Source organism: Paenarthrobacter sp. Z7-10 (assembly GCF_026932795.1).
Classification (GTDB): Bacteria; Actinomycetota; Actinomycetes; order Actinomycetales; family Micrococcaceae; genus Arthrobacter_M.
In genome coordinates this window covers 43,849-56,408 of sequence record NZ_JADPVH010000010.1, presented here as the reverse complement: position 1 = coordinate 56,408, position 12,560 = coordinate 43,849, and the positions used below count along the sequence as shown (strand labels likewise).

At 62.1% G+C, this 12,560-nt stretch carries 10 protein-coding genes and 1 tRNA gene; 10 read left to right on the top strand and 1 reads right to left on the bottom strand.

Annotation, left to right across the window (positions count from 1 at the left end):
- Nucleotides 1-106 precede the first annotated feature (106 nt).
- The 7 genes from IV498_RS04885 (at nt 107) to IV498_RS04855 (ending at nt 8,559) form a co-directional block, all read left to right on the top strand.
- Nucleotides 107-1,531 (top strand): sugar porter family MFS transporter, encoded by a 1,425-nt coding sequence (locus IV498_RS04885; RefSeq protein WP_269045435.1) that lies wholly within the window; start codon nt 107-109, stop codon nt 1,529-1,531.
- A 177-nt stretch (nt 1,532-1,708) separates the two neighbouring features.
- Entirely contained in the window at nt 1,709-2,524 is an 816-nt protein-coding gene (locus tag IV498_RS04880; RefSeq protein WP_269045434.1) for a phage holin family protein, read from the top strand.
- Nucleotides 2,525-2,667: 143 nt separating this feature from the next.
- A complete protein-coding gene (locus tag IV498_RS04875) occupies nt 2,668-3,591 on the top strand; it encodes a DMT family transporter (protein WP_269045433.1) in 924 nt (307 codons plus the stop codon).
- A 99-nt stretch (nt 3,592-3,690) separates the two neighbouring features.
- Nucleotides 3,691-4,896 (top strand): glycosyltransferase, encoded by a 1,206-nt coding sequence (locus IV498_RS04870; RefSeq protein WP_269045432.1) that lies wholly within the window; start codon nt 3,691-3,693, stop codon nt 4,894-4,896.
- A gap of 38 nt (nt 4,897-4,934) precedes the next feature.
- Nucleotides 4,935-5,008: transfer RNA gene (locus IV498_RS04865), tRNA-Ile, on the top strand.
- 107 nt (nt 5,009-5,115) lie between these two features.
- Entirely contained in the window at nt 5,116-7,176 is a 2,061-nt protein-coding gene (locus IV498_RS04860; protein WP_269045431.1) for a DUF6541 family protein, read from the top strand.
- A gap of 192 nt (nt 7,177-7,368) precedes the next feature.
- Nucleotides 7,369-8,559, top strand: coding sequence for an acyl-CoA dehydrogenase family protein (locus tag IV498_RS04855; protein WP_269045430.1), 1,191 nt, complete (start codon nt 7,369-7,371; stop codon nt 8,557-8,559).
- Between the two features lie 38 nt (nt 8,560-8,597).
- Here IV498_RS04855 and IV498_RS04850 read toward each other — a convergent pair whose 3' ends face one another.
- A complete protein-coding gene (locus IV498_RS04850; protein WP_330059161.1) occupies nt 8,598-8,942 on the bottom strand; it encodes a M23 family metallopeptidase in 345 nt (114 codons plus the stop codon).
- A 706-nt stretch (nt 8,943-9,648) separates the two neighbouring features.
- Between IV498_RS04850 and rpsB the strand changes: the two genes are divergently transcribed.
- The 3 genes from rpsB (at nt 9,649) to pyrH (ending at nt 12,537) form a co-directional block, all read left to right on the top strand.
- Nucleotides 9,649-10,593 (top strand): 30S ribosomal protein S2, encoded by a 945-nt coding sequence (rpsB, locus tag IV498_RS04845; RefSeq protein ID WP_269045429.1) that lies wholly within the window; start codon nt 9,649-9,651, stop codon nt 10,591-10,593.
- Between the two features lie 118 nt (nt 10,594-10,711).
- Nucleotides 10,712-11,548, top strand: a complete 837-nt coding sequence (tsf, locus tag IV498_RS04840; protein WP_269045428.1) for a translation elongation factor Ts — start codon at nt 10,712-10,714, stop codon at nt 11,546-11,548.
- A 200-nt stretch (nt 11,549-11,748) separates the two neighbouring features.
- The gene (pyrH, locus tag IV498_RS04835; protein ID WP_269045427.1) at nt 11,749-12,537 is read left to right on the top strand and encodes a UMP kinase; all 789 of its coding nucleotides are present in this window, start codon (nt 11,749-11,751) and stop codon (nt 12,535-12,537) included.
- Nucleotides 12,538-12,560 lie beyond the last annotated feature (23 nt).

Here is a 12,560-nt window from a genome sequence, read left to right as displayed (position 1 = left end):
GGTCAGTATGCTTGGCTTGTTGGCTGTTCGCCGGGCGTCGTTCGAGGATCTCGAACTTCTGTGGTGAAGATTCAATGGTATGGCCCGGACCAGCAAAGGAGTTAGTTTGAGACCCGAAGAGCGCGCGTCGGCCCCCAAGAGGGGCAAAGTTATAGGAGTCACGATCGCCGCTGCCCTAGGAGGGTTGCTCTTCGGCTTCGACACAGCGGTTATCAACGGCGCAAATGAAGCCATCCGGTCAGAATTTAATTTGGATCCCGCTGTGCTCGGTTTTGTCGTCGCTGTCACTCTGCTCGGTTGTGCGGCGGGCGCCTGGTTCGCCGGTCAACTGGCGGACGTGTGGGGCCGCAAAAAGGTAATGATCCTGGCCGCGGTGATGTTCGTGGCAAGTTCGATTGGTGCCGGTCTGGCCTTCGCCGCTTGGGACCTGATGATTTGGCGGTTCATCGGTGGGTTGGCCATCGGGGTGGCATCCGTGATCGCGCCGGCCTACATTGCCGAGGTGGCACCCGCCCGCTTTCGCGGGGCTCTGGGTTCGCTGCAGCAGCTGGCGATTACGACCGGGATTTTCCTGGCGCTGCTCTCCGACGCCTTTCTGGCCAAATCCGCGGGCAGTGCCATGGATCAGTTGTGGGCGGGACTTCCCGCCTGGCGCTGGATGCTGCTGGTGGGAGTGATCCCTGCGGCCGTGTACGGCATCCTATCGCTGGGCATTCCGGAGTCGCCGCAGTACCTGATCCGCAATGGCCGGCTGGATGCTGCCCGCGAAGTCATCAGGACGGTGGTTGGCTCTCCGGACCCGGACCCGGACGCGCGCGTCAAGGAAATCCAGGAAAGCTTTGAACGTGAGGACAAGTCGACCTTCCGCGAACTGCGTGGGCCGATGCTCGGGCTGCAGCCAATCCTGTGGGTCGGGATGGCGGTGGCCGCCCTGCAGCAGCTGGTGGGAATCAACGCCATCTTTTATTACTCCACCACGTTGTGGCAGTCCGTCGGTTTCAGCGAGGCCGACTCATTCATAACCTCGGTGATTACCGCGGTGATCAACGTGGCGCTGACGTTTGTGGCCATCTTCTTCGTCGATAAAGTAGGCCGTACCAAGCTGCTGCTCGCTGGTTCCGTGGGCATGTTCATTGGCCTGGTCGCGGCGGCCATCTCCTTTTCGCAGGCCACCGGCAGCGGCGATAATGTCCAGCTAGGCGCGCCGTGGGGAGCCATCGCCCTGGTCGGTGCGAACGTCTTCGTCATCGCCTTCGCAGCCACGTGGGGGCCGGTTATGTGGGTGGTGCTGGGAGAGATTTTCCCGAACCGCATCCGTTCCATGGCCCTGGGGCTGACCGCCATGGTGAACTGGATTTTCAACTTCATTGTGACACTGCTGTTTCCGATCCTCAACGCCAGAATCGGCCTTGGATATGTTTATGCCGGTTTCGCATTCTTTGCGCTGCTGTCATTTTGGTTTGTCAAAACGAAGATGCCCGAGGTCAGCGGCCGCGAGCTGGAGGACAGGGACAAGCTGGCCAGGGCGTGAGTGGATGGACAAAGACGTGTCCCAGCGGCTGGTAACGGTCGGCACAATGGTAATTTTGTCAGGTGAGTTCGCCGGAGACGGCGGCGTTTTCGAATGCGTGCAGCCGCACGCGCGTTGAGAGCCCAAGGAATGAAGGCGGTCCCGATGAGTAGTGCCCGACACGCTAAGGCAGGTCCCATGCAGAGTAGTTCCGCGGTGGGCAACTCGTCCCTTGTTGGGGCGGTGAAGCTGTTCTCCCGGTTGGCACCGAAGCAGCTCAATGATGAGATATCGCTCGCCAAGGCGGAGCTGAAGCGAAAGGGTATTGCCCTCGGCATCGCGGTGGCGATCCTGGTGGTGGCTTTGATCTTTCTCGCTTTTCTGCTGGTGGGTCTCATCGTCGCGGCGATCATGGGTCTGGCTACGATCATGCCGGCGTGGTTGGCGGCTCTGCTGATTTCCGCCGCTTTCCTGCTGATCGCTTTGGTGGCCGCGCTGATCGGGAAGATGAAGCTCAGCAAGGCCATGCCGCTAAAGCCTGAACACGCCATCCTGGGTTTGCGCCGCGATTTGGGAATGCTCAAGGAAGGCCGGGACTTCGATCCGGCCTCGCTTCGTGCCACGCAACTCAGCCGTGCCGAGGCCAAGGCGCGCAAGGCGCAAAAGTCCGAAAAGGCCAAGGCTGCACGGGAGGCAAAGGAGGCTCAGCAGGGCCCGGCTCCCACCGAGGAACAGCTGCAGGTTCGATTGGGCGACAGGCGCCAACACCTTTTGGCCCTCCGGATGGCTTTGGTGGAGCGACTGGCAGTCAGGCAGCAGGCAAAGGCCCTGCTGGACGCCGCAGGCAGGACCGGCCGGAAGATCACCGGAAGCGGCAACCCAGGCGCAGGACGGCTTGGCCAGCCCGCCGCGGAGATGATGACCGCGGCCAAGGAACGCTGGGCACCGCTGACAGTGTTGGCCATCTCGGCAGCGGCTCTGGTCATTCTGCTGCGCAAGCTCGCCGCCCGCTAGCGCAAAACGCCGCAGGGAATGCGTGCCCTTCCAACGGTTGATGGAACCGGAAGGATCCGAAGGTACGAACGAAGGGAAGGGCGTCCGTTGGTACTACGCACTGACCGTCGGACGTGCGCCGGCTTTTCTGCGGGCGGAACCGCGTGGTCTGGCTAGCGGTTGCCTGTGCCGTGGCCGGCGCGTTCTTCCTGGCCTTCGGTGCCCAGCGCCAAGGCAGCGCCGTTCAAGCCAATACTGGAGGCTTGGCGCTGGGCGGCAATGGTTTCCTCAGGCTGCTGCGCAATCCCCGCTGGGTGCTGGGGCTGCTTTTCCTTGGCGCCGGCATGGCATTGAATGTGGTCGCGTTGACCTTGGGGACACTGACCGTGATCCAGCCGATTGGCGCCATCGCGCTCGTCATTACCACTGTCGTTAATTCCAAGGACCAGGGAATACGGCTCAACCGCGGAACGGTCGTCGCAATCTCGACCTGCGTCAGTGGCAGCGGCCTGTTTGTCCTGCTCGCGGTCAATGTGGTGAAGGAAAACACGGCTGTCACGGTGCAGGAGGAGTTGACCATCGTGCTTCTGCTGGCCATCGTCGTCGCCGTGTTCGGCACTTGCCTGGTGCTCTGGAAGCATCGGCTCAAAGCCTTCTTTTACATCCTCGGCGCCGGTGTGCTCTTCGGCTTCGTGGCGGTGCTGACGCGGATCATTTCCAAGCAGCTCTTTGACCCGAATGGCCTGTTCCTGCTCAATCTGCAGTGGTATTCCATCCTGGCCATCGCGGTTGCAGGTGGGCTCGGATCATGGTTCGTGCAGAGCGCCTACGCCAGTGGACCGCCGGACCTCGTCATTGCGGGGCTGACCGTCATCGATCCGATGGTGGGGATCGCCATCGGCATCACCATCCTCGGTGAGCTGCGACCCGACGTGCCCGCCGTAATTGCGATTGCCATGGCTGGGGCGGCTTTGCTTGCTATCGTGGGAGTCGTGACGCTCTCCCGACACCATCCGGACGTCGTCGAACGCCGAAACGAGTCGAAGAAAGCCGCCCGAAAGGACGCCAGGAAAGCGGCCGGACGGTAGGTCCGGAAATCGGGCCAGGACCATCGCCGGAGTCCACAGCCCAGCGCGCGCGGCAAGGCGGGAGCCTGCTGCGGAAGAAGCCACCAGGAGTAACTTTCAGTGACATCGCCCCAGAGTCCCCTGACCATCCTGATCGCCGCGGATACCTACGCGCCGCAGGTCAATGGCGCAGCACAGTTCGGTTACCGCCTCGCCAAAGGCATGACGGCCCGCGGTCACGATGTGCACGTGCTGGCCCCCCGTGGTGATAACGGAAAAAGCTACACGGAGTTCCTTCCCGAGGGAACGGTGCATCGCCTGCATTCCCACTCCGTGCCGACACACGTCTATTTCCGCGTCTGCCTGCCGTGGGAGATCAAGAAGGAAATATCGTTGCTCTTCGACCGGGTCCAACCCGACGTGGTCCATGTGCAGAGCCATTACATGATCGGGGAGCATGTGGTGTACGAGGCGCAGAAGCGCGGCGTGCGAATCGTCGCCACGAACCATTTCATGCCCGAAAACCTGAACCCCTTCCTGCCCTTCCCGCAGTGGCTCAAGGACATCATTGGCAGAGTCTCCTGGCGCGACATGGGGAAGGTGATGGGACGGGCCGATGTGGTCACCACGCCCACGCCGTTGGCGGCCAAGGCGATGCGCGAGCACGCGTTTTTGGGCAATGTCCTGCCGCTGTCCAACGGGATTGAATCCTCTGATTACAGCCTCCGGCCCGGGGAAGCGGTGAAAGCGAACGAATTTTCGACTGTTCTCTTCGCTGGCCGGCTGGCCGAAGAAAAGCATGTGGACGTGCTGATCGACGCCGTAGCCAAAACGCCGGTCCGACTCAATGTGCACCTGGAAATCATTGGCGGCGGTGAGGTCAAGGCCGCGCTCAAGGCGCAGGTGGCCAGGCTCGGGCTGGACGGCCGGGTGAAGTTTTTTGGCCTTGCCAGTGACGAGGAACTGCGCAAGGCGTATATTCGGGCAGACGTTTTTTGCATGCCGGGCACGGCCGAACTCCAGTCGCTGGTGACCTTGGAGGCCATGAGCGCCTCGACCCCGGTGGTACTGGCCAACGCCATGGCCCTGCCCCACCTGGTTCAGGACGGCAGGAACGGGTACCTCTTCCGGCCAATGGACAGCACCGACCTGGCGGAAAAAATCACCGCCATCCTTGACCTGTCCGAGGCCGGCCGTCGGGCGATGGGTCAGGCGTCTTTCGCCATGGTCGGTAAGCACAGCTTGGAAGGAACGTTGGACACTTTTGAGGCGCTGTACCGTGGCGGCAGCTACGAGGATCACATGGTTGCTCCCAAAGACCATTAGGATGGCATGGTCACGTTCCCCGGGAATGGCGTGCGCATGGGGCTATAGCTCAGCTGGTTAGAGCGCGGGACTCATAATCCTAAGGTCCTCGGTTCAAGTCCGAGTAGCCCTACCGGGCAAAGGTCCTGCCGGACGGTCAAACCGTGCGGCAGGACCTTCGGCATTTGCCGCAACACTGAGTTGTCGGCACCGCATTTCAACGACAAGGCAAGGGTTTTCGTGACATCCTGGCTTGCAGCCATACCGGCCATGCTGGCAGCGTTGCTGATCATCGCCACTCCCGGCGCAGTGGTGGTCGGCGCACTCAGGCTCCGTCCGTGGTTGGCGGTGGGGCTTGCCCCTGCAATCTCCGTTTCCATTCTTGCGGTCAGTGCCATTGTCGGCCCGTTTCTGGGTTTGCGGTGGGGATGGGGAGTGGCAGCGCTGGGTACCGCCGTCGTCGTCGTCGTGATTCTGCTGCTTCAGCGCCTTGTTCCAGTCCTGCGCGTTCAACGCGTTGGGAGGCGTCGATACCCGCGGCGGTGGCGTTGGTGGTGGCGCCAATCAATGGGCACCGGGCTCGGTGTGCTGTTGGGATTCCTGATTACGTTTGCCGTTTTGGCCTCGGTGGCGGGGAATCCTGAGCAAATCACGCAGGGCTACGACACTGTATTCCACCTCAATGCCGTTCAGTACGCGCTGGAGCAGGGAAACGCTTCATCCTTTGGCATTTCCACGTTCCTTCTTCCGGACTCACGGACGGCGTTCTATCCGGCCGCATGGCATGCCATAGTGGCGCTCCTGGTCCAGTTGACCGGGGTGAGCATACCTGCGGCAACTAATGTTGTCTGGCTGATCTGTGCCGGCGTGCTCTGGCCGGCCGGATGCATTTTCTTCGTGCACGTCCTTACCGGTCGGGGGAGCGCGACGCTCATCGCCGCCGGCGGGTTGGCCGCAGTCTTTCCCGCATTCCCGTATCTGCTGCTGTATTACGGCAGCGCTTATCCAAATTCGCTGGCCAACGCCTTGGTGCCCGCAGGCCTGGGCCTGGTGGTCCTTCTGATCCGTCAATTCCGCACCGCCGTTGGATCCAAGAGCCTGACGCTGGTGCTGCTGGTGCTTTTCCTGCCCGGGGCGGCCTTGGCACAACCCAACAGCATTTTTTCCATCGCCTTGGTCCTGACCCCCGCGCTGATCGCCGTGGCCTATCGCTGGATCCAAGGTGGGTTTCACCTTTCCACGCGCCGGGGCCTGTTCCGACTGGGCTTGCTGTTTGGGTCGGCCGCAACGGCAGCGGCCATCCTCTTTTCCATCCGTCAGTTCCGCAGCCTGTTTCATTGGACGAGCCCGAAGTCCATGACGGTGCGGCAGGCGATCTGGAGCAATCTCACGCAGGCCCCCGATCCCATGCATGCACCCGCCTGGGCCCTGACCGTGCTGATGCTGCTGGGGCTGGTCATTGTGGTGCTCCGCTACCGGCAGCGATGGTTGATTGCCAGCCTGGCATTGACCGTGCTGGTCTACGCGCTGTCGGCCGGAACCAATAACAAGATCGCAAATTCGCTGCTGGCACCCTGGTGGGATAACCCCGAGCGGATTGCGGCACTGCTGCCGCTGCTGGTGGTTCCGCTGGCTGCGGTGGGACTGGGCTGGCTGTGCACCGGGCTGGTGCAACGCGCCCCCGGGATCGCTCACGTCTTCGCGCGGACCTTTGGCTCCGCCCGCCGCTATGCTGCGCCTGCGGTGGCCTCAGTGGCCGTCGTGGCGTTGGCCATTTTCAACCCCACGCTTGGCGAGATGAAGGCATCCCTGACGGGCGCGTACCGTGTGCCTTCCGAGCCGGAACCCCAGGCCCAGCTGGATTCGGACGAGTTGGCGCTGATCAGCGAGTTGGATCAGTACACCACGGAGGATGACGTGCTTGCCAACAATCCGTATAACGGCTCCGCCTTGGCAATGTCGCTGGCGCACCGGACAATGCTGTTCCCCTACAGTTCGATGAGTGCCTACGACGAGGACCTGGTCCTGCTGAGCCAGGGGCTCAATATGGTCGGGTTCGACCCGGCGGTGTGTGCTGCTGCGCGGCACAAGGGGGTTACCTATCTACTGGATTTCGGCACGGATTTTATTGCAGCGCAAGAGTCCGCCACTGTGACCTTTCCGGGAATTGACCTCGCTGCCAACTCCGGCGCGTTCTCGCTGGTGGCGCAGGTGGGTCACGCCAAGCTCTACAAGCTCTCGTCCTGTGCCGGTGCGCAGCCAACGGTGCGCACGTCCTCCGGAACCGGAGGTACGCCATAGCCTGGCCGTGTGGCCGAGCCAACAGCTGTGTCCTGGCCAGCGGGGATTTGGCCCCGCAGACCGGGGAAGTAAGCCAGAAGGACAGCTCATTGCCTGCAGGAGGCAAATACGATATGTTACTCACGAGTAACTAGTGGGCGCTGCTCGGGGAGCCGCCCGTGAACTGAATCCCGGAACGAGCAAAGGAACCATATGCCCAAGGCGGCAATCGACCTCAACAACCTGCCCTATGCCGACGGTGATTTCTACGGATTTGAGCAGTTGCTCTCAGGACCGGAGCGTGAGCGGCTGCGAGAGGTTCGCGACTGGCTGGCAAAAGAGGTCAGGCCCATCGCGGTGGATTACTGGAACCGCGCGGAATTCCCGATGGACCTCATTCCGAAACTTGCCGAGCTGGACATCATCTCGCCGGTGCGCCGTCAGGGTCACTCGAATCTTTTTGCCGGAATAATGCATGCCGAGTTCACCAGAGCGGACACCTCCATTGCGACCTTCATGGGCGTCCACGATGGGCTGTTCACGGGCTCCATAGAGCTTCTCGCCTCCGAGGAGCAGAAGGCGGCATGGCTGCCAGACATCTACGCGATGCGGAAAATCGGCGCCTTCGGCCTGACTGAACCGCTGGGAGGCTCCGATGTGGCCGGCGGCACCAGGACAACGGCGCGGCGCGAGGGTGGGAACTGGATCCTCAATGGTGCGAAACGTTGGATCGGCAATGCCACCTTCTCCGACTGGGTCCTGATTTATGCCCGCGATGTAGCCGACGACCAGGTCAAGGCATTTCTCGTTGACACGAAGACTGAGGGCTACAGCGCCAGCAAGATTGAGAACAAGATATCGCTGCGCACTGTGCAGAATGCGGACATCACGCTGACCAATGTGGTGGTTCCCGAAGAATTCAAACTTGCTGGCGCCAACAGCTTCCGTGACACCAATAAGGTCCTGAAAGTGACGCGGCTTGGAGTTGGTTGGCAGGCCGTTGGTCAACAGTTGGCCGCCTTCGACGTGGCCCGGCGCTACGCCGTGGAGCGCCATCAGTTCGGACGCCCGCTCGCGTCCTTCCAGCTGGTCCAGGAGCAGTTGGTTCAGATCTTGGGCAATGCAGTCTCGTCGATGGGCATGATGGTCCGACTCGCGCAGCTGGAGGACGCCGGAGTGGCCAAAGATGAACAGTCCGCTTTGGGGAAGGCGTTCAGCACCACCCGGATGCGTGAAAGCGTCGCCCTGGGCCGCAGTATTCTGGGCGGCAATGGAATTGTCACAGACTATGAGATGGCCAAGATTTTTTCGGACGCGGAGGCCATCTACTCCTACGAGGGGACCTACGAAATCAATACGCTCGTCACGGGTAGGGCCATTACGGGAGTCTCGGCCATCGTCTGAGTGGGCCCCGGCCAGATAACCGCCGTCCAGCCCGGCGGCTAAGGTGAAACCAGCGGCAGGAGGATTGATGGCCTCCGATCCAGGATGAATCGGAGCGGGTCGACGTAAAGACCCAAACGGCGGACGCCCCAATGCAGGCAGCTGGAGGGTGGACAGTGCCGGTTCAAAACCACGGTCCCCAATAGTTGGCCCGCTGTCACAGGCGTACCGACGGTCAGCGAGCTGGTAACAGGTTCGAAACTGCTTAGTATGCCGCCTGCCTGCGCTATTGTCAGCACGGGGCGGTCCACCACCCATCCGGCAAAAACTATGTGGCCGGCAGCAGGGGCACGAATGTGTGCTCCTGCCGCGGCCAGCAGGTCAACGCCCCGGTGACCGCTCATCCATGGTTGAGGCGGCGGCTCGAACCCGCGGATCAGGACAGGACGCGGGGACAGCGGCCACAGCCAGTCAGACCGTGATGTGGGAACTGGCTGCGCCGCCGTGGAGCCGGAACCGGCAGCCAGCATTGCCGGCACCGTCAGCACCGCAATAACGGCGTACCGCAGCATCATCGCACCGCGCCGAACTCCGCTCCTGACACCGCGCCGAACTCCTCTCCGAACTCCGCTCCTGACGCTGCTCCTGGCTTCGATCTGCGGCTGAGCCAACTGCCGCCGTCGTGCCGTTCGGTGAAGTGCCATGCCATGAGCCTGCCGTGGTCCGGCGATGAGCGGAAGCGAACGGACGCGCAATGTGGCCGGCGAAGGCGCGCCCTAGGGCTGTGCAGGAGGACTCAGCCGCCGATCCGGTATCGGATCGCGGGTCTCAAATGGACGCCGGGCGTCCGATCCGCGCAGTGCCGCAGCCCCGGTCACCGTTGTAGTAGCATAGGAAGAGCGGTCTGCCATGTGCAGACTGACTACGCGTGCCCAGCCCATGGCAGCCGAGTTATCGGATGACGGTGGATTGTGCCTCTTTCGGTCCGTTGGAAGTCTTCTTCTCAGACTCCGCGGGTGAGGGGCTCAAGGGGCACCAGGAGCATATCCCCGCTGAATCATCTGCCGGGGCCAAAGGCTAATAACCGTTGAATACAGAAGGAGCGCCGGCATGCCCGTCGTCACCATGCGCCAATTGCTTGACAATGGCGTCCATTTCGGACACCAGACCCGTCGTTGGAATCCGAAGATGAAGCGATTCATCTTCACGGAACGCAACGGCAACTACATCATCGACCTCCAGCAGTCGTTGTCCTACATTGACCGCGCCTACGAGTTCGTTAAGGCCACCGTTGCCCATGGCGGCACGGTCCTCTTCGTTGGAACCAAGAAGCAGGCTCAGGGCGCCATCGCCGAGCAGGCCACCCGCGTTGGCCAGCCTTATGTGAACCAGCGCTGGTTGGGTGGAATGCTCACGAACTTCCAGACGGTGTCCAAGCGTATCCAGCGGATGAAGGAACTCGAAGAAATCGACTTCGACGACGTTGCCTCCTCCGGTCACACGAAGAAGGAACTGCTGCTTCTGCGACGTGAACTGACGAAGCTCACCACCAACCTCGGCGGCATCCGCAACCTGACTAAGGCTCCGTCCGTGGTCTGGATTGTTGACACCCCGAAGGAACACCTCGCCATCGACGAGGCCAAGAAGCTGAACATTCCAGTCGTTGCCATCCTGGACACCAACTGCGATCCGGACCAGGTCGATTTCCCGATTCCGGGCAACGATGATGCGATTCGTTCTGTGAACCTGCTGACCCGGGTCATCGCCGACGCTGTTGCTGAAGGTTTGATCGCCCGCAACAATAAGGCAAGCGGAAACGAAGAAGCCCCGGCTGAGCCGCTGGCTGAGTGGGAGCGCGAACTGCTCGAGACTCCTGCCGAGAGTGCAACCGCTGAGGAAGCTCCGACCGCGCCTGCTGCTGAGGAAACTCCGGCTGCGCCTGCCGCTGACGAGGCTCCGGCCGCGCCTGCCCCTGAGGAAACTTCGGCTGCGCCCGCTGCTGATGAAACCGCAGCTGTCGAGGCGCCGGCCGCTGAGGGCGTCAACGAGAAGTAAGACCTTCCGTTCCCTGGCCTGCCCGGGAACATGGATGCCGGCAGGACGGTGGCGGATCCCGCTCCGTCCTGCCGGTCACTTCACCCACAACTTCACAATCTAAAACTGAGGGGTTCATATGGCGAACTACACCGCCGCTGATATTAAGGCTCTGCGCGAGCGCACTGGCGCTGGCATGATGGACGTCAAGAAGGCTCTCGACGAGGCCGACGGCGACGCCGAGAAGGCGCTGGAGTTCATCCGCATCAAGGGGCTGAAGGGCGCCACGAAGCGTGAAGGCCGTTCCACAGCCGAGGGCTTGGTCGCGGCGGCCGTCAAAGACGGCGCAGGCGTTCTGGTGGAGGTTAATTGCGAGACCGACTTCGTGGCCAAAGCTGCCCCGTTCATTGAATTCTCCAACAAAGTCCTGGCGGCCGCTGTTGAATCCAAGGCCAGCGACGTTGACGCCCTGTTGGCCCACACCGTGGACGGCAAGCCTCTTTCCGAGCTCGTGATCGAAGCAGGCGCCCTGTTGGGTGAAAAGGTGGCCGTCCGCCGCATCGCACGCGTCGAGGGAAAAACCGTCGATGCCTACCTGCACAAGACGTCCAAGGACCTCCCCGCGCAGGTCGGCGTGCTGTTCGCCGTCGACGGCGAGGGTGATTCTGCCTCCACCGCCGCTCACGACATCGCTGTTCACATTGCCGCGTTTGCTCCTACCTACCTCAGCCGGGACGACGTTCCCGCCGAGCTGGTCGAGAACGAACGACGGATCGCGGACGAGACCGCGCGCGCCGAGGGCAAGCCCGAAGCCGCGTTGACGAAAATCGTGGAAGGCCGGCTGACCGGGTTCTTCAAGGAGGGCGTGCTGGTTGACCAGGCGTTCGCCAAGGACGCCAAAAAGTCCGTGGCGCAGGTGCTGGACGAAGCCGGAGTCAAGGCGAGTGCGTTCGCCCGCTTCCGGGTAGGAGCCTAGCAACACCTGCCGCCGTGATGTCCGGCTGCGTCCGGACAGAACCGTGCGCGATGAATACCGCAGCAGGTAGTGTTTGAGGGGTGGTCACCGCGGTGACCACCCCTTTTTCTGTTCCTGCTGCTGGAGACCGGAAAGATCCCCATTTCCACAGACAGTATTTCCATTCGGTTCGACGGCCATTGCGCCAACGGGAAGGCCACATGAGCATCGACAATCTAATTTCCGGTGAAGTCCCGGACCGTGTCGCAACCGCGGCCCTGGCGCAGCCGAATCAGGAACCTCGCACGCCCCGCCGGCGTGTGCTGCTTAAACTCTCCGGCGAGGTCTTTGGCGGCGGCAACGTCGGCGTCGACCTGGACACCGTTCGGGACATCGCCGAGCAAATCGCCAGCACCAAGGGCACGGTGGAGGTGGCGATCGTCGTCGGAGGCGGCAACTTCTTTCGCGGCGCCGAACTGTCCCAAAGCGGGATGGACCGCTCCCGCGCGGACTACATGGGCATGCTCGGGACCGTGATGAACTGCCTCGCATTGCAGGACTTCCTCGAGCAGGCAGGCGTTGATACCCGCGTGCAGAGTGCGATCACGATGGGTCAGATCGCCGAGGCCTACATTCCGCGGCGTGCCATTCGCCACCTCGAAAAGGGCCGCGTGGTAATCTTTGGAGCCGGCGCCGGGCTGCCCTATTTCTCCACCGACACCGTTGCTGCCCAACGCGCGCTGGAAGTGCACGCAGACATCGTGCTGATGGCGAAAAACGGCGTCGACGGCGTTTACACCGCCGACCCAAAAAAGGACCCGAACGCGCACAAGCTGGACACGCTGACCTACGGCGACGCCATGCAGCGCGATATCCGGGTGATTGATCAAACCGCCTTCAGCCTGTGCAAGGACAACAACGTCACCATGCTGGTCTTCGGCATGGAGGGGGAGGGCAACGTTGCCCGGGCCATCCGGGGGGACAAGCTCGGAACCCTGGTCACGCCCTAGCGGTCGGTCCTGGTTCGGTGGGT